This is a genomic window from Agrobacterium sp. S7/73, assembly GCF_019355535.1.
Classification (GTDB): domain Bacteria; phylum Pseudomonadota; class Alphaproteobacteria; order Rhizobiales; family Rhizobiaceae; genus Agrobacterium; species Agrobacterium tumefaciens.
Window position 1 is genome coordinate 520,247 of the sequence record NZ_CP072137.1, and the last position, 16,620, is coordinate 536,866.

15 protein-coding genes are annotated in these 16,620 nt (G+C 59.0%); 10 read left to right on the plus strand and 5 right to left on the minus strand.

The features are described 5' to 3' along the window. The first annotated feature begins 166 nt into the window (after window positions 1–166). The 6 genes from J5276_RS17330 to J5276_RS17355 all read left to right on the plus strand — a co-directional run bounded on the left by J5276_RS17330 (window position 167) and on the right by J5276_RS17355 (window position 6,234). Window positions 167–1,006 carry a transporter substrate-binding domain-containing protein gene (locus tag J5276_RS17330; RefSeq protein ID WP_019564695.1) on the plus strand — a complete coding sequence of 280 codons (840 nt, stop codon included), beginning with the start codon at window positions 167–169 and terminating at the stop codon, window positions 1,004–1,006. Between the two features lie 203 nt (window positions 1,007–1,209). Next, window positions 1,210–1,953: an amino acid ABC transporter permease gene (locus J5276_RS17335; RefSeq protein WP_003510965.1), complete on the plus strand. Its 744-nt coding sequence runs from the start codon at window positions 1,210–1,212 to the stop codon at window positions 1,951–1,953. Next, complete coding sequence (locus J5276_RS17340; protein WP_013761604.1) at window positions 1,950–2,732, plus strand: amino acid ABC transporter permease; 783 nt, start codon at window positions 1,950–1,952, stop codon at window positions 2,730–2,732. Before J5276_RS17335 ends, J5276_RS17340 begins: the two co-directional genes overlap by 4 nt. A gap of 12 nt (window positions 2,733–2,744) precedes the next feature. Further along, entirely contained in the window at window positions 2,745–3,545 is an 801-nt protein-coding gene (locus tag J5276_RS17345) for an amino acid ABC transporter ATP-binding protein (protein ID WP_065704188.1), read from the plus strand. 4 nt (window positions 3,546–3,549) lie between these two features. After that, window positions 3,550–4,896: an MmgE/PrpD family protein gene (locus J5276_RS17350; RefSeq protein WP_019564697.1), complete on the plus strand. Its 1,347-nt coding sequence runs from the start codon at window positions 3,550–3,552 to the stop codon at window positions 4,894–4,896. An 18-nt stretch (window positions 4,897–4,914) separates the two neighbouring features. Beyond that, a complete protein-coding gene (locus J5276_RS17355; protein ID WP_174012024.1) occupies window positions 4,915–6,234 on the plus strand; it encodes an LLM class flavin-dependent oxidoreductase in 1,320 nt (439 codons plus the stop codon). A gap of 70 nt (window positions 6,235–6,304) precedes the next feature. On the opposite strand, the gene J5276_RS17360 is transcribed toward J5276_RS17355, so the two are convergent. Then, the gene (locus J5276_RS17360; protein ID WP_019564699.1) at window positions 6,305–8,041 is read right to left on the minus strand and encodes a PAS domain-containing methyl-accepting chemotaxis protein; all 1,737 of its coding nucleotides are present in this window, start codon (window positions 8,039–8,041) and stop codon (window positions 6,305–6,307) included. Between the two features lie 332 nt (window positions 8,042–8,373). On the opposite strand from J5276_RS17360, the gene J5276_RS17365 reads away from it, so the two are divergent. Beyond that, window positions 8,374–9,627 carry an FAD-binding oxidoreductase gene (locus tag J5276_RS17365; protein WP_065704190.1) on the plus strand — a complete coding sequence of 418 codons (1,254 nt, stop codon included), beginning with the start codon at window positions 8,374–8,376 and terminating at the stop codon, window positions 9,625–9,627. Between the two features lie 61 nt (window positions 9,628–9,688). Here J5276_RS17365 and J5276_RS17370 read toward each other — a convergent pair whose 3' ends face one another. Continuing rightward, entirely contained in the window at window positions 9,689–10,222 is a 534-nt protein-coding gene (locus J5276_RS17370) for a hypothetical protein (protein WP_035199477.1), read from the minus strand. An 82-nt stretch (window positions 10,223–10,304) separates the two neighbouring features. Then, window positions 10,305–10,529 carry an aa3-type cytochrome c oxidase subunit IV gene (locus tag J5276_RS17375; protein ID WP_003510978.1) on the minus strand — a complete coding sequence of 75 codons (225 nt, stop codon included), beginning with the start codon at window positions 10,527–10,529 and terminating at the stop codon, window positions 10,305–10,307. A 415-nt stretch (window positions 10,530–10,944) separates the two neighbouring features. Between J5276_RS17375 and J5276_RS17380 the strand changes: the two genes are divergently transcribed. Both J5276_RS17380 and J5276_RS17385 read left to right on the plus strand, forming a co-directional pair. Then, entirely contained in the window at window positions 10,945–11,484 is a 540-nt protein-coding gene (locus J5276_RS17380) for a TRAP transporter small permease subunit (RefSeq protein ID WP_003510982.1), read from the plus strand. 32 nt (window positions 11,485–11,516) lie between these two features. Further along, window positions 11,517–12,998 carry a TRAP transporter large permease subunit gene (locus J5276_RS17385; protein WP_003510985.1) on the plus strand — a complete coding sequence of 494 codons (1,482 nt, stop codon included), beginning with the start codon at window positions 11,517–11,519 and terminating at the stop codon, window positions 12,996–12,998. Between the two features lie 313 nt (window positions 12,999–13,311). Here J5276_RS17385 and J5276_RS17390 read toward each other — a convergent pair whose 3' ends face one another. Next, on the minus strand, window positions 13,312–14,409 hold the full coding sequence (locus J5276_RS17390) for a TRAP transporter substrate-binding protein (RefSeq protein ID WP_003510986.1): 1,098 nt from the start codon (window positions 14,407–14,409) through the stop codon (window positions 13,312–13,314). A 304-nt stretch (window positions 14,410–14,713) separates the two neighbouring features. On the opposite strand from J5276_RS17390, the gene J5276_RS17395 reads away from it, so the two are divergent. Continuing rightward, on the plus strand, window positions 14,714–15,469 hold the full coding sequence (locus tag J5276_RS17395; protein ID WP_065704194.1) for a gamma-glutamyl-gamma-aminobutyrate hydrolase family protein: 756 nt from the start codon (window positions 14,714–14,716) through the stop codon (window positions 15,467–15,469). A gap of 98 nt (window positions 15,470–15,567) precedes the next feature. On the opposite strand, the gene J5276_RS17400 is transcribed toward J5276_RS17395, so the two are convergent. Further along, complete coding sequence (locus J5276_RS17400; protein WP_003510990.1) at window positions 15,568–16,599, minus strand: ABC transporter permease; 1,032 nt, start codon at window positions 16,597–16,599, stop codon at window positions 15,568–15,570. Window positions 16,600–16,620: the final 21 nt, after the last annotated feature.

Below are 16,620 nucleotides of genomic sequence, written 5' to 3' on the forward strand. Positions count from 1 at the left end.
GCACCGTAAGAACAAGATTCTACGATTTCAAATTATTAGGTTATTTTTTCTCACCAGAGAACTTATTGGAACACGATTTTATTTATACGATTTTTTGCGCAACGCCAATTCTCGCTCTCGACGGACGCCTCATGTAGTTTCCACCCACAACCAAAAGGAAATACCCATGGCCCTCTCCTTCTCCAGATTTGCCGCAAAACTCATCGCCGGAACCGTCGCTATCGCTTCGATGGCCACCGCCGCTCACGCGGATGCGACGCTCGACCGTATCAAGGGTCGCGGCAAGCTCACCGTCGGCGTCATCCTGTCCGGCGCGCCTTTCGGCTTCATCGATCCGAAGACGCAGGAGCAGAAGGGCCTCAACATCGACGTCGCCAAGGCGCTGGCCGCCGGTCTCGGTGTGGAGCTGGTGACCGAAACCGTGACCCCGCCCAACCGCGTGCAGTTCCTGCAGCAGGGCAAGGTCGATATTCTGATCGCCAACATGCAGTACACGGAAGAGCGCGCCAAAACGCTCGATTACGTGCCCACCCCCTATGACCGCCAGGGCGGCGCAGCCATCGGTCGAAAGGACTCGGGCATCAAGGACTGGCCGGACCTGAAGGGAAAGATTGCCTGCGTATCGCAGGGCTCCAACTACACCCAGCCGCTGATCGAGCAATATGGCGCGCAGGTAAAGGCGTTGCCGAGCCAGCCGGAATCGCTGCTCGCGCTGAAGGGCGGCAATTGCGATGTCTCCGTGCACGTCAACGGCACGCTGAGCCTGATGCTTCAGGACCGCGCCGATGAGTGGAAGGATTACGGCATCCTGATCCCCACCGACCTTATCCCTTCTGACTCCGTCATCTGGCTGCGCAAGGGCGAGGCCGACACGCAGGCTGCGCTCGACAAGATCGTCAAGGAGCTGCACGCTTCCGGCAAAATGATCGAATTCGCCAAGGCCAACCGCCTGCCGAGCATCGGCTTCATGGAAGAGCAGAAGACGAAGCTCTCCGCGGCGCAGTAACGGCTGGGCAATCCCGCTTGCTCCGTCACCCCGGAACTGGTCCGGGGGACCGGCATGTCGTAGGGGCATCTGCCATCACGGAGATTTCCCCTCACCACTGAGAACGGCCGGTTTCGCCCGCCGTTCTTTTCTGCTTTATAGCAAGACAGGTCATTCTGGCACCGCCTGCCGGGCGGCAGCCGCGACAACAGCATGGATATCCGATGCAGGATGGATTTACAGCGCGTTTCATAGAGTTGGCCGCACATATAGGCCTCAACTATGACTTTCTGAACAGCGGCTACGAGGTTCAGATCTGGCTCGACGGCATGAAGATGACGCTCATCCTCGTCGCCGTCACCCTGCCGCTCAGCCTCGTTTTCGGCTTCATTTTCGCCGCCATGCTCACGTCAGGCAAAGGCTGGCTCGCCGGTCCGGTGCGCGCCTATGTGGAATTGACGCGCAACACGCCGACGCTGGTGCAGCTGATGTGTGGTTTCCTTGTGCTCAACATGTTGATTTCAAACGCGCTCGGCGGCGCGCAGAACAATCCGCTCACCCCGTTCTTCTGGGTCGTCGCCATCACCGGCCTGCACGTTGCCGCCTTCCATGCGGAAGCCTTGCGCGGCGGTATCGAGGCGGTGCCGGCTACCACCATCGAGGCGGCACGGGCCATCGGTTTCAGCTCTTTCGAGATTTTACGTTACGTGGAATTTCCGCTGGCAATCCGCACGGCACTTCCTTCCATCATCAACAATCTCATCAATCTGGTGAAGCTCACCACCGTCGGCTCGGCGATTGCGGTCGGTGAAATCACCTATGCCTCGATCCTGATCTGGACGCAGCGCGACAATGTGGTCGAACTTATGCTGGTGATCCTCATCTTTTTCAGTGTCATCAATTTCATCGTCGCAAGGGCGGGCCTGTGGCTTGAGCGGCGTCTTGCGGTTCCGGGGTTCGGTCAATGAGCGCGGTGGTCTCTCCAACACAGGCGGCGAAGAAGCTGCCTTTCGGCACCATTCTTCTGTGCGGCGTGCTGGTTGCCGTCGTGCTGTGGCTGGTTCTCGATCCCTCGCTCGGACAGGTGCTGCTGGAATGGCTGCCCTATCTGGGCAAGGGTTTTGCCATGAATGTGCTGATCAGCATCCTGGCGATTGCCATCGGCACCATCATCGGCGTCGTGCTTGGCATCATGGAGCTTGCGCCCTATCGGCTCGTGCGCGCGCCGGCGCTCACCTACGTGCAAATCTTCCGCAACGCCCCGCATCTGGTGCTGATTTTCGCCGCGACCTACATCTTCCCCTTCGAGATCGTCGCCTTCGGCAACTACATTCCGTTTCCAGACTGGATCAAGGCCGTGGTCGGGCTTGCGATTCCGGCCAGCGCCCACATCGCCGAAATCACCCGGGGCGCCATCCAGTCCATTCCCACCGCACAATGGGAAGCGGCGCAGGGCCTCGGGTTTTCGCGCAACCAGACGCTGCGCTGGATCATCCTGCCGCAATGCGTGAAGCGCTCGCTGCCGCCGTGGATGAACCTTTACGCCTCCATCACCATGGGCACGGCGCTTGCCTCGCTGGTCGGCGTGCATGAGCTTCTCCACGCCGCAACCGATGCCAGCACCGCCGTGCAGCGCAACGATTTCACCGTCGTGGTCTATCTCACCGTCCTGATGGCGTTCTTCCTGTTCTGCTATCCCGTGTCCCGTTTCACGCAGCGCCTTGAACGGCGCTTCGCTTCCCGCTGATTGGAATACACCATGTCCGCATCCGCCCCCCAAACCGCCGCCAAAGCTCTGGTTGAACTGGAAGGCGTGCACCTGTCCTTCGGCGACAATCAAGTGCTCAAAGGCATTGATCTCACCGTCAACAAGGGCGACGCCGTCTCCATCATCGGCCCTTCCGGCTCGGGCAAATCCACGATCCTGCGCTGCATCAACGGCCTGCTCATTCCGCAATCTGGCAAGATCACCGTGGGGGGCACCCGCGTCGATCAGCTGAAAACGGAAGCTGAGCGCATAACGCTGCGCAAGCGCATCGGCATTGTCTTCCAGCAGTTCAACCTCTTCCCGCATCTAACTGTCATGGAAAATATCAACATCGCGCCGATTAAAATCCTCGGCACGCCGAAGGCGGAAGCCGAGCGTCATGCCCGCGAATTGCTGGAAAAAGTCCGCCTGTCGCAGAAGGTGGATGCCTATCCCGGTCAGCTGTCCGGCGGCCAGCAGCAGCGTGTGGCCATTGCCCGCGCGCTTGCCATGCGGCCTGAACTGGTTCTGTTCGACGAGGTTACCTCCGCACTTGATCCGGAAACCGTCGGCGAAGTGCTCGCCGTCATCCGCGATCTCGTCAATGACGGCATGACCAGCATTCTCGTGACACACGAAATGCGCTTCGCCGAGGAAATCAGCGACAATATCGTCTTCACGGAAAACGGCCTGATCGTTGATCAGGGCACGCCGGAGCACATCTTCTACAAGTCGACCAATCCGCGTATCAACGCCTTCGTAAAGGGCCTCGGCGGACAGGTGGCACGGGTCGCCGACGGCGAAGGGATCTGACGCCATGACCGCCGACGAAAAACTCACCCTTCATCTGGCAGAAGCCATCGCCGCCTCTGATCCGCTCCGCGACGAAGAGGCTGTGACGATCGCCCGCACGGCGCTGATCGACTTTTTTGCCTGTATGCTGGGTGGCGCTTACGACCGAAGCACGAAAATCCTCATCGACAGCTTTACGTCAGGCACATCCGGCACGGCGGGCATTGTCGGCCATGATCTGCGCACGGATGCTTTCACGGCCGCACTCATCAATGGTCATGCGGGGCACGTGCTGGATTATGACGACGTCCATGGCAGCGTGCGCGGCCACCCCACCGTCGCCATCGTTCCCGCTCTATTGGCTGTTGCGGTCGAGGAAGGCTCTACGGCGGATGCATTTATCGCCGCCTATATTGTCGGGCTGGAAACCATGGCGCGGCTTGGCCTGTCGCTCGGTACAAAGCATTACGAAAATGGCTTCCACGCCACCGCGACCCTCGGCCCCATCGGTGCGGCGGCGGCCATTGCCCATCTTCTCAAATTCACCCCGCAGACGACCGCTATCGCACTCGGCCTTGCCGCCACGCAGTCGGCCGGACTTCGCCTGCAATTTGGTTATGATGCCAAGCCCCTGCATGCCGGGCTTGCGACACGCGCTGGCCTCACCGCCGCGCAGCTGGCAAGATCAGGTTTTCAGGGCGCGCCGGATTTTCTGGAAAACCCTATCGGCTTTTATTCCGCCTTCGCCTTTGGCGCGGAACAGCCGAAACGGCTCCTGTCCGGCTGGGGTACACCCTGGCAGATCGTCTCTCCCGGATTGACGCTCAAGGCATTTCCCTGCTGCACCGCCAGCCACCCTGTTGCCGTTGGTGCGCTTGCACTGCGCAGCGCCAGTGATCTGGCACCAGATGAAATCGAAACTGTCGTCATCACCTTCCCCCCGGGAGGCGATGCCGCTCTTGTGGGTTCGGCCACACCCGCCACGGGCATCGATGCGCGTTTCAGCGCCGAATATGTCTTCGCCGCCGCACTGACGGATGGCGCACTCGGCATCAGCCATTTCGACGAACGCCCTGCACGCGCCGACCTGCTTGGACTTTCCGCAAAAGTCTCGCGCCGGCACGACGAGACCGCCCGCCGCCTCTCGCCGGATCCTACCACCCGTTTCGTGGTCATCGACGTGACGAAGAAGGATGGCACGGTGCTGTCGCGCCGTATTGACGGTCTTCCCGGCATTGATGACCCCACGGAAAAATTTGCCGACGCCACCGGCGGCAATGAAAAATTCGCCGGAATTCCGGCACTGGTGCGGACCATGAAAACCTCAGCCGACCTCAAGAAGCTAGAAGCGCTTCTGGCAACGCAAATATAACACGACCGAAATAAAGGCATGATCACCATGACCACGAATACCCGCAAAAGACAGATGCATCTTGGCCTGTTCCTGCAAGGAGCCGGCCACCACGTTTCCGGCTGGCGTCACCCGGATGCGGAAGCCGGCAGCGAGAATTTCGACCTGTTGACCCGTGTCACGAAAATGGCCGAAGATGCCAAGTTCGACATGGTCTTTCTGGCCGATGGCCTCACAAGCGGCGTCGACGCCCATCCCTCGATGATCGCCCGTTTCGAGCCGCTTACCCTGCTTGCGGCGCTTGCCATGGTGACAAACAAGATCGGACTGGCCGCCACCGCCTCCACCACCTATGGTGAGCCCTACCACACCGCACGCGCCTTCGCCTCCATCGACCATCTCAGCCACGGACGTGCGGCGTGGAACATCGTTACCACCTCCTATGCCCGCACGGCGGCGAACTTCTCCAAGAGCCATCCCGAGCATGACGAGCGTTATGCCGTTGCGGAAGAATATGTGAACGTCGTGCGTGGCCTGTGGGACAGCTGGGACGACGACGCCTTCGTCAAGGACAAGGAAGGCGGCCGCTACGTCGATCCGCAGAGGGTCCACATTCTCGATCACGAAGGCAAATATTTCACGGTGAAGGGGCCGCTGAACATTCCGCGTTCGCCGCAGGGTCACCCAGTTCTCATTCAGGCCGGCTCCTCCGGCCCGGGGCAGGATCTCGCCGCCCGCACTGCCGATATCGTCTTCACAGCCCAGCAGGCCATTTCCGAGGCGCAGGCCTTCTACACCAGCCTAAAGGCGCGAGTGGAGAAATTCGGCCGCGATCCCGCAAGCGTTGCCGTGATGCCCGGTTTCATGCCCATCATCGGCAAGAGCTTCGAAGAGGCCGGCGAGAAGCTGAAGGAGCTGAACCGCTGGACCGACATCAAGAGCGCCATGCCGTTGCTTGAGGAACGCATCGGCCATAGCCTTACCGAGTATGATCTCGACGGCCCGCTGCCGGACCTGCCTATTTCCGACCAGTTGCGCAGCCGCGCCGAACTTTTGACAGAACTGGCGCGCCGCGAAAAGTTGACGATCCGGGAACTGGCGCTGCGCGTTGCAGCTGGTCGTGGCCACCATATCGTCATGGGCACGGCCAAGGACGTTGCGGATCGCATGCAGGAGTGGTTCGAGAACGGCGCGGCAGACGGCTTCAACGTCATGCCGCCCTTCTTCCCCGGCGGGTTGGAAGAATTCAACCGCGAAGTCGTGCCGCTCTTGCAGGAACGTGGCCTGTTCCGCAAGGAATACGAAGGCTCGACGTTGCGCGACCATCTCGGCATCAACAGGCCTGCCCTGCGGGCATAAAAAACGGATGCCCGGCGACGGGCATCCGTATGACAAGAGGCTCACGTGGAAGCAGGCTGTCGCCGATCCGTCAGGCTGCTTTCCTTCCCGACAGTTTCACACTGTGGCTCGTCCGCGACGAGTTGGATGAAATGGATGCCCCGTCGTCGCGCTGGGTCGCGCGGCGGTTCAGTTTGAACAGGCTGACCAGTTGCGCCAGCACATCCGCACCCTGGGCAAGTGTAGCGCTAATGGCGGTCGTGCGCGCGCTCATCGCCGCGTTCTCCTGCGTCATCCGGTCGAGCTGGTTGACTGCGCGGTTGATTTCGCTGATGCCTAAGGCCTGTTCATCGGCGGCCTTGGCGATCATATCGACATTGCCGTCAATGTGCTTCACCAGCGCATCGATCTGCTTCAGCGCCTCACCCGTCTCGCCAACAAGCCGCACGCCTTCCATAACTTCGGTGCCGGAATTGTTGATGAGCGCCTTGATTTCCTTGGCGGCACTGGCGGAGCGTTGCGCAAGTTCGCGCACCTCCTGTGCCACGACCGCAAAACCCTTGCCCGCATCACCCGCGCGCGCGGCTTCGACGCCCGCATTCAGGGCAAGAAGGTTGGTCTGGAAGGCGATTTCGTCGATAACGCCGATAATCTGGCTGATTTCCCGCGATGCCGTCTCGATGCGCTGCATGGCGTTGACGGTACGCCCAACGACTTCGGTGGAAGCCGCCGTTGACGTCCGCGCACTCTGAACGAGTTTTCGGGTTTCCTTGGTGTTTTCCGTCGATGCCCGTACGGTCGCGGTGATTTCTTCCAGCGCCGCCGAGGTTTCCTCCAGCGCCACGGCCTGCTCACGCGATCTTTCAGCGAGATGAACAGAGGCTTCGCTGACTTCCTGGCTGCTTCTGGTCAGGTCATCGGTCTGCCCAAGAACATTTTCCAGGGTTTTCTGGAATTCGGCGATGGACTTGTTGAAATCCCGTCTCAGCCCCTCGAACTCACCCACGAAAGGCTTGTCGAGCGTGACGCGGATGTTGCACTGGGAAAGACGCTCAAGCGCCGCGCCCAGTTCTTCCACCGCATGCACGCGGTCCGTTACATCGAAGGCAAATTTCACCACCTTGACGACTTTTCCCCGCTCGTCGATGATCGGGTTGTAGGACGCCTGGATGAAGACGCGTTTTTCGTTCTTGCCAAGCCGCATGAACTGACCGGTCGAGAACTCTCCCTTACCAAGATCCTTCCAGAAATTGCGGTACTCTTCGGACTGCACGTAGCCACGCTCACAAAACATCGAATGATGGTTGCCGATGATCTCTTCCGCCGTGTAGCCGAGTGCTGTGAGGAAGTTTTCATTCGCGGAGAGAATTTTCCCCTCGGGCGTGAACTCGATCATCGCCTGCGCACGCGAAAGCGCTGCCAGCTTGCCGTTATCCTCGGTGCTTCGGCGCTTCGTCGCCGTGATATCGGAAGCGATCTTGACCACCTTGTAAGGTTTGCCGAAACGAAAAACCGGATTGTAGGAGGCTTCAATCCAGATGTCGTCGCCGGTTTTCGACCGCCGCCGATATTGGCCCTGATCGTATTCGCCGCGTGAGAGTTTCGCCCAGAAGGCCTTGTATTCGGGTGACGCTGCATCTTCGGGAGACAGGAACATGCTATGGGGGCGTCCGATGATTTCTGATTGCTGATAGCCGACCGCCTTGCAGAAATTGTCGTTCGCTTTCAGAATTTTGCCAGTCAGATCGAACTCGATGATGGCTTGCGAGCGGCTTAGGGCATCAAGTACCGCAGATGCGTCCGTACCGAGTTTGAAAAATTGAGACATGTCTTTGAACTCCCAACAATAACTTGTATGCGGACCTTTCCTCCTCGATGCCAAAGAGATGAAAATAAAGGATCGGTCTGCGTGTACGCGAAACCTAGCCGGACACCGTTAAATAGCAATTAATGATGACCCATAACTATTGGTCCAATGACCGAAACTGTTGGCAAGAATACTTCAGACCGAGCTGCCTTTACCAACCCGTCCGCACCGGATGAGAACCGCTTATTTGCCACAGTGCTGATATTTCTGCCGCCGCAGAGCGATACGGGCTTTCATCGGTACGGCATTCATTGTTATGGCGGGCTTGAAAGATTTGTGTTGCAGGAGCGCCGATGACCAAAACCCTGAAATGCGACGTGCTGGTGATCGGCACCGGCATTATCGGTTCCATGGCGGCGCTTTACCTGCAAAATGCCGGGCGTGAGGTCTTTCTTCTGGAGCGCGGTGAAGTTGCCCGCGGCGCAAGCTCCGGTAATGCCGGCATCCTGGCCTTTCCCGAAATCATCCCCATTCCCGCCCCCGGCATCATGAGAAAAGCACCGCGCTGGCTTTTCGATCCGCTTGGCCCGCTCAGTGTGCCGCCTGCTTATGCGCCGAAGATCGCGCCGTGGCTGTGGCGTTTCTGGCGCGCCAGCGCTGAGCGCAACTTTCGCCACGGCCTGAGAACGCTCAGCGAGATCAACCGGCTGTCTGCCACCGAAATGGCCCATGTCGCGGCCATGCCGGAGCTCTCGCACTTTGTCGCGAAAACCGGCACGCTCGATCTTTACGACAGCGAAGCCAGCCTCAACGCTGCCCGCAAGGACTGGGATGAAAAGGAACAGGCAGGCTTCTCTTCCAAGCGTGTCGCCCGCAACGAGATAGACGAATTGCAGCCGGGTCTTGCCCCGCAATTCCGCCACGCCATGTTCTCGCCTGATGGCTTGCAGGTCTCCAATCCCTACGACTTCACCCGTGCCATTTTCGACCTGGTGATCGCCCGTGGCGGAAAGCTGCGCAAGGGCGAGGCAGAACGCATCGACGCCGTCGGCGAAAGTACGATCGTGACCCTGGAAAACGGCGACAAGATCGACGCCGACAAGGTGGTGATCGCCTGCGGCGCGTGGTCCAAGCCGCTTGCCGCAACACTTGGCAACATCGTGCCGCTGGAAACCGAACGCGGCTATAACACCACCCTGCCCGCCGGCGCCTTCAACCTCACGCGCCAGCTTTATTTCAACGACCACGGTTTTGTCGTTACACCGCTATCTTCCGGCATCCGCGTTGGCGGCGCAGTCGAGTTGGGCGGTCTGGAGTTGAAGCCGAATTTCAAGCGATCCGAGGCCATGCTCAAAAAAGCCGGTCGTTTCCTGCCCGGTCTCAAGGTTGAAGGCGGCCAGCAATGGATGGGGTTCCGCCCTTCGATGCCGGACTGTCTTCCCGTCATCGGCACCGCGCGCACAACACCTTCCGTCATCTATGCCTTCGGCCATGGTCATTTGGGGCTGACGCAATCGGCAGCTACCGCCCGCCTCGTGACGCAACTGGCAAACGGCGAGGAGACCGCAATATCGGTCGATCCGTTCCGTCCGGGGCGTTTTTCCTGACAATGCGGAAATCCGGTTTCAAGCCGGTTAGAGTTTCTACGGTTTAGCGGACGCCTGCACGCTATTTCACCTGCTGTACGGAATCTTCCGGAAACTCCACCGTGGCGAAGGATGGATAGACCTTTCGCAGGATGGTCACCTGCTGCTGATCGCTCACACGCAGCAAATACCATTGCGTACCGTCGATAAGCGCCAGGGTATGGGATTTCGCTTCGATCGTCTGGCCGCCGGTTTCCATCACCGTTTTCGTCGGAACGAGCGCATAGGGCGTTCCATCAGGCGTCTGCTGCACACTGATCGCCGCCGTGTCCATGGTGAATTCGGTGATCTTGACCGCTGCAAGCGCCATTTGCATCTGCGTGGTCAGAGCGCTACGCAACTGCCCGACGGAAACACCCGCGTCGTTTGCAATGAATTCAAAGATTTTCGGCGGCACCGTCCGGCCGACAAAATCAAAATCCTGCGCATTCAAGGCGGCGCTGAACCGCTCTATCTGTGTTTGCAGCTTGTCTTGCTCAGACGGCAAAAGATCGCGCGACAAAGCGGGATGCGACATCACCGCCAACAATAACAGCCAGGCAAACAGGCGTTTCATTGCTTCGCCTTTCCGGGTTTGGGCTTGCCTGTTGCAAGGCATCGCAACGTCCGCGCCGCGACACGCTTGTGAACAGCGTTGCTCAGCGCAGCAGAATGAAACCCGCAGCCGAAAGCACGAGGAAAACGATAAGGCCGCCAAGGAAACCCACGGACGTGAAGAAACCCGCGACCATGGCCAGCATCAGCACGCAGACCAGCATCGTGCCGTACTTCGTCATGGCAAGAAAAGCGTTGTAGGTCTTTTCATGCTCGGCGTAGTTCATCTCGGCGCCAACTTCGACCGGACCTGTGTGGTGTTCGCTCATTCCGCTTCCCCTTCTGCTCCATCCGCCATACCCGCCGCACAAGACAATTTGCCCTGCGGACGATAACGGGCCCATGCCGGATTCTCCGGAGCCAGAGGTAACATGAAGTCGGCGAAAAGTGCAATGCGTTCCACACGAAAGAACATCGATGACAAGCGGGGCAAACGGTATGCCGTGCAAAGCGTGCCGTCGTGCAACATTCTTTTGTAAACGGTTGAAAACGGCGGCCATACGGCCGGTTTAATAGTGGTTTCGGTTGCTTTTCGGACAGCCTGCCCATACACGGGATTCTGTGGGGAGGAACGCCGGAATTTGGCTGTGCGGATACGCGTGGAGGCGTGCCCGTCACGATGGCCGACCGGCTTGCTTGCCACCATAACCCGCAAAGGGCCCGGCAAGGGAAGAGGGGAAAGTCATGAAACCGCTTTTGAAATTAAGTGCGCTGATCGACCTTGTCAGCGAAGCTCTGGGCAAGGTCGCCGGTTATCTGGTGCTTGTCTGCTGCCTCGTCAGCGCCGGAAACGCCATGGTGCGTTATACCTTCAACTATAGTTCAAACGGCTGGCTCGAAATCCAGTGGTACATGTTTGCCTTCATCGTGCTGGTGGGTGCGTCCTACACGCTGCGCATGAATGAACATGTGCGGGTGGACATCATCTACGGGGCTATCTCGTCTCGCACGCGCCTGTGGGTGGACATCATCGGCATCGTACTTTTTCTTATGCCCGCCTGCTTTTATCTGGCCTGGCTTTCCTGGCCGATGTTCATGCTTTCCTGGCATCAGAACGAAATGTCCTCCAATGCGGGCGGGCTTATCCGCTGGCCGGTGAAACTCATCATCTTCGCCGGTTTCGCCCTTCTGGTTCTTCAGGGATTTTCCGAACTCATCAAGCGCATCGGCGCCCTCAACGGGCTTTATGCGCTCGATACGAAGTACGAAAAACCCCTGCAATGATCGCCGCGATCTGAACCTTCAGGATATTTCCCATGTTCGAATATGGAATTCTTCCGCCACTGATGTTCCTCGGCATGATCATCTTCATGCTCTACGGATTTCCGGTTGCTTTCTCTCTTGCCACCGTCGGTCTGGTTTTCGGCGTCATCGGCATCTTCACCGAGCATTTTTCGCCGGCCTTCCTTCAGGCCTTGCCGCTGCGCATCTTCGGCATCGTCTCGAACGACCTGCTGCTCGCCATTCCGTTCTTCACCTTCATGGGCGCGATCCTGGAGCGATGCGGGCTTGCCGAAGATTTGCTTGAAGGCACAGGCAAGCTGTTCGGCGCCATTCCGGGCGGCCTCGCCTATGCCGTCATCATCGTCGGCGCAATCCTTGGCGCGATCACCGGCACGGTTGCCGCCTCCGTCATCACCATGGGCGTCATCTCGCTGCCGATCATGCTGAAATACGGTTACAATCCGCGCCTCGCCACCGGCGTCATCGCCGCATCCGGCACCATCACGCAGGTCATTCCGCCTTCGCTCGTGCTGATCGTTCTTGCCGACCAGCTCGGCAAATCCGTCGGCGACATGTATCTCGGCGCAATCGGCCCGTCGATCCTGCAAGTCGCCATCTTCATGCTCTTCATCCTGTTCATGTCGATCGTGCGGCCGAAGGATTTGCCTGCTTTGCCGCCAGAAGCGCGGGGCGAACTCAACCGTGCACTGGTATTTCGCGTGCTGGCGGGCATGGTGCCCTCCATCGTGCTGATCTTCCTCGTGCTCGGCACCATCTTCCTCGGCCTTGCAACACCAACGGAAGCCGGCGCGCTCGGCGTCGTCGGCGCCATGGCGCTGGCCGCAGCCCACCGCCGCCTCACCTGGGATCTCGTCAAGCAGGGTATGCATTCCACCATGCACATCACGTCCATGGTGGTGTTCATTCTGGTAGGCGCCACCTGCTTTTCCCTCGTCTTTCAGGGCATGGACGGTTCGCTGTGGATCGAGCACATGTTGTCGGGCATTCCGGGCGGCCCGATCGGCTTCCTGATCTTCGTCAACATCTTCATCTTCTTCCTCGCCTTCTTCCTCGATTTCTTCGAGATCGCCTTCATCGTTATCCCGATGCTCGCACCCATCGCGCAGGCGCTCGGCATCGACCTGATCTGGTTCGGCGTGCTGATCTGCATCAACATGCAGACCAGCTTCATGCACCCGCCCTTCGGTTTCGCGCTGTTCTACCTGCGCTCAATCGCGCCGCGCACGGTCAAGACCTCGGATATCTACATGGGTGCCATTCCCTGGCTCGGCATGCAGCTCATCCTCGTCGCAATCGTGATCTTCTGGCCGGAATCCGTCACCTACTGGTTGGACAAAGCACCCCAGGTGGACCTCAACTCCATCAAGATCGAAGTGCCTGCCTTCGGCAATCAGGGCGGCAACACCATGCCCAATTTCGGCCTGCCAGGAGGCCAGCCGGGTGGGTTGCCAGGCATGCCTAACCTCGGTGAACCACCGAAGATCGGGCCTTAACCGGCGTCTTTTACGGATTTTTCGGAGAACTGATCATTGCTGAGTGGAAGACAGGGTTGCACCCCTGCCTTCCATTTACTCTGTGTGGAAATTGAACCTGACAGTCAGCGACCAGCCTGTCCGGTTTTTCCGAGGTCAGCGTGGCCAATCCTTGCCGAGACTGCGCCTGGTCACCGAGCCTGCTACTTTTGATTCCGACAGCCCTGATCGTCAATCGCCCTTTTCTATCGGGCGGATGCAGGCGCGACGGCACGACAAAAACCCCGGGGACCGAAGTCCCCGAGGCTTTTGTCCGGTCCGCCGCACCGAATAATCAGAGCTTGCCGTTACGCTGCTGGATCATCATGAAAGTATCGAAAGTATATTCCGCAAGCTGCATCCACAGGTAACCCTCGCGCTTGAAGGCGACCTGATCCTCGTAGATCTTCTTGAAGTCCGGGTTGGTTGCTGAAATATTGGCATAGACTTCCAACGCCGCCTTATAGCAGGCCTCGAGGATTTCCTGGCTGAAGGGCCGCAGCACGGCACCCTCCGAAACCAGCTGCTTGATGGCGATCGGGTTTTTCGCGTCGTATTTCGCCATCATGCTGGTATTGGCGAAAGCGCAGGCATCCTGCAGCACCGTCTGGTAGTTCTTCGGCAGGCTGTTCCACTTGTCCAGATTGACGAAGGAATGGATGACCGGTCCGCCTTCCCAGAAGGCCGGGTAATAATAATATTTCGCCACCTTCTGGAAACCGAGCTTGTGGTCGTCATACGGACCAACCCATTCGGCGGCATCAATAGTGCCTTTTTCCAGCGCCGGATAGATATCGCCGCCGGCGATCTGCTGCGGGACCACGCCGAGCTTTTCCACCACCTTGCCGGCAAGACCGGCAATGCGCATCTTCACGCCCTTGAAATCGTCGACGGTGTTGATTTCCTTGCGGAACCAGCCGCCCATCTGGGCGCCGGTATTACCTGATATCATGCCGTAGAGATTGTGCTTGGCGTAAAACTCGTTGAGCAGCTTGTTGCCGTTGCCTTCGTAGAACCAGGAATTGGTCAGGCGGGCATTAAGACCGAACGGTATCGCCGTGCCGATAGCGAAGGTCGGATCCTTGCCGACGTAATAATAGGAGCAGGTATGGCACATCTCCACCGTACCTGATGATACGGCATCGGCCGCCTGCAGGCCGGGCACGATTTCGCCAGCCGCAAAGGGCTGGATGGTGAAATTGCCGTCGGTAGCGGCCGCCACATGTTTGGCAATATCCTCGGCGCCGCCATAGATCGTATCGAGCGACTTCGGAAACGAAGACGTCAGTCGCCAGGTGATCTTGGTATTCTGTTGTGCAATTGCGGGCGCAGCCAAGGCTGTCGCAGCAGCCCCCGCCAGCGCACCTTTTTTCATAAAGGAACGGCGATCCATCTATATCCTCCCAGATATCAACGCTGCCCGCAGCTTGAATTCCCCTCGTGCTGTTCAGGCATCGCAGCAAAGTAAGCACGGTTACCGCCCAGCTGACAAGCACCCGCGCCAAGAATTAATTGCCGGAAAACCAGCCATATCAGGATTTTTTCGGCGGCCTCTTCGCTATTTTATTTGCAACTGAAATATCGCGACGCCGCCTTATACTTTAGCCGCATATATTGCGTTCCGAGGACGAAACACATGCTTGACTTGGCCCGCTGGCAGTCGCACAAATTTTCGAAGATTCGCCCCCGGAGCCACCATGCCAAAACCGATTATCGCCGTCCCCGCCGACATCCGGCATTTCACCGGAGCCGACTGGCACGCCGCGCAGAACCAGTATCTTTCCGCGGCGCTGAGGGTGGCTGATGTCATGTCCTTCATCGTTCCGGCCTTCGAGGACGGCAATGAGGTCGATGCCATCCTCGACCGGGTCGATGGCCTGCTCGTCTCCGGCTCGGCCACCAATGTCCACCCTTCTCTCTACGGAAAAGAGGCAAAGGAGAGTGACGGCCCGTTCGATCCAGCCCGCGACGCCACCAGCCTGCCGCTGATCCGCCGGGCGTTGGAGCGCGGCATTCCGATGCTTGCCATCTGTCGCGGCATTCAGGAGCTGAACGTCGCGCTGGGCGGCACGCTTGCTTCCGAAATTCAGGAACAGCCCGGAATATGGGACCACCGCAAGCCGGAACATGAGGACCGCGACGTGGCCTTCGCAATCCGCCAGCCGGTGCATGTGCGCGAAGGCTCCTGCATTGCGCAGCATCTTGGCGTGTCGGGAGAAATCCAGATCAATTCGCTGCACCGGCAGGCAATTGCCGAGACCGCGCCACGCCTGCAGGTGGAGGCGACGGCGGCAGACGGCACGATCGAGGCCGTTTCCGTCATCGATGCCAAGGGCTTTGCCGTTGGTGTGCAATGGCACCCGGAATATTGGGCCGAGACAGACGCACCCTCGCGCGCTTTGTTTGAAGCTTTCGGCAAGGCAGTTCACGACTACCGGAACAGCAAGACCTGAAACCGACCCCTCCCCTCCAAGGCCATTCAGGTCCTTGTCGATAGGACAAAAAAAGGGGCAAGCCTGAAGGCCTGCCCCAGGTCCGGGAGGAGGAGTGCTTAGCGTTTTGCGCGTTTCTTCTGGCGGTAGACGTCAGCGACGACCGCAGCCACGATGATCAGCCCCTTGACGATCTCCTGGTAATAGGCATCGACCCTGAGGAACGTGAAACCGGATGTCATGACACCGAGAATGATGGTGCCGATCACTGTGCCGGTAATACGGCCAGCACCGCCGGCGAGCGAAGTGCCGCCGATAACGGCCGCGGCGATGGCGTCGAGTTCATACATCACACCCATGCCGGCCTGGGCCGTCTGTGCACGGGCAGCGGTGACGACACCAGCAAGACCGGCCAGCATGCCGGCAATGGCATAGACCTTGATCAGATGCGCCTCGATATTGATACCGGAAACGCGGGCGGCCTGCTGGTTGGCGCCGATGGCATAGGTGAACTTGCCGTAACGGGTGTAACGCAGCGCAACGTGGAAAATAACCGCGACGACGAGGAAAACCACGACCGGCCAGACACCTGTACCGATGAAGGTGAAACCGTCGGTCAGACCGGAAATCGGTTGGCCCTTGGTGTACCATTTGGAAAGGCCGCGAGCCGTCACCATCATGCCCAGGGTTGCGATGAAGGGCGGGATTTTCGTGCGTGCTATAAGCTGCCCGTTGATGAAACCGGCCAAAGCGCCAGCCAGAATGCCGACAGCCAGCGGCATGAAGAAAGGCAGATCGGTCAGACCCGGATAAAGCGCCCGCGGCCATGTGGAGGACTGCCCCACGCTGGCAGACAGCATCGCCGTCAGGCCGACGACCGAACCGGAGGACAGATCGATGCCGCCGGTGATGATGACCTGCGTGACGCCGACGGCGATGATGCCGATGACGGACACCTGCAGGATCATGATCGTCAGGCGCTGCTGGTTCATCAGAAAGCTCTGGCCGATGAAAATCCAGCCAAGAATTTCGTAAACCAGCGCGATGCCAATCAGCACGAAAAATATATTTGCTTCGGGCGGTATGCGCCTGTGCGGCTTGCGTCCGGATTTTGCATCCAACTCTGCGTTGGCGGCGGCGTTCGTATTCATAGTCATTCCTCCTCGAGAAAT

Bases quoted from the DNA above. Each gene is read 5' to 3' on its own strand.
- J5276_RS17330 (WP_019564695.1), top strand. From the start codon at position 167: ATGGCCCTCTCCTTCTCCAGATTTGCCGCAAAACTCATCGCCGGAACC.
- J5276_RS17335 (WP_003510965.1), top strand. From the start codon at position 1,210: ATGCAGGATGGATTTACAGCGCGTTTCATAGAGTTGGCCGCACATATA.
- J5276_RS17340 (WP_013761604.1), top strand. From the start codon at position 1,950: ATGAGCGCGGTGGTCTCTCCAACACAGGCGGCGAAGAAGCTGCCTTTC.
- J5276_RS17345 (WP_065704188.1), top strand. From the start codon at position 2,745: ATGTCCGCATCCGCCCCCCAAACCGCCGCCAAAGCTCTGGTTGAACTG.
- J5276_RS17350 (WP_019564697.1), top strand. From the start codon at position 3,550: ATGACCGCCGACGAAAAACTCACCCTTCATCTGGCAGAAGCCATCGCC.
- J5276_RS17355 (WP_174012024.1), top strand. From the start codon at position 4,915: ATGATCACCATGACCACGAATACCCGCAAAAGACAGATGCATCTTGGC.
- J5276_RS17360 (WP_019564699.1), bottom strand. From the start codon at position 8,041: ATGTCTCAATTTTTCAAACTCGGTACGGACGCATCTGCGGTACTTGAT.
- J5276_RS17365 (WP_065704190.1), top strand. From the start codon at position 8,374: ATGACCAAAACCCTGAAATGCGACGTGCTGGTGATCGGCACCGGCATT.
- J5276_RS17370 (WP_035199477.1), bottom strand. From the start codon at position 10,222: ATGAAACGCCTGTTTGCCTGGCTGTTATTGTTGGCGGTGATGTCGCAT.
- J5276_RS17375 (WP_003510978.1), bottom strand. From the start codon at position 10,529: ATGAGCGAACACCACACAGGTCCGGTCGAAGTTGGCGCCGAGATGAAC.
- J5276_RS17380 (WP_003510982.1), top strand. From the start codon at position 10,945: ATGAAACCGCTTTTGAAATTAAGTGCGCTGATCGACCTTGTCAGCGAA.
- J5276_RS17385 (WP_003510985.1), top strand. From the start codon at position 11,517: ATGTTCGAATATGGAATTCTTCCGCCACTGATGTTCCTCGGCATGATC.
- J5276_RS17390 (WP_003510986.1), bottom strand. From the start codon at position 14,409: ATGGATCGCCGTTCCTTTATGAAAAAAGGTGCGCTGGCGGGGGCTGCT.
- J5276_RS17395 (WP_065704194.1), top strand. From the start codon at position 14,714: ATGCCAAAACCGATTATCGCCGTCCCCGCCGACATCCGGCATTTCACC.
- J5276_RS17400 (WP_003510990.1), bottom strand. From the start codon at position 16,599: ATGAATACGAACGCCGCCGCCAACGCAGAGTTGGATGCAAAATCCGGA.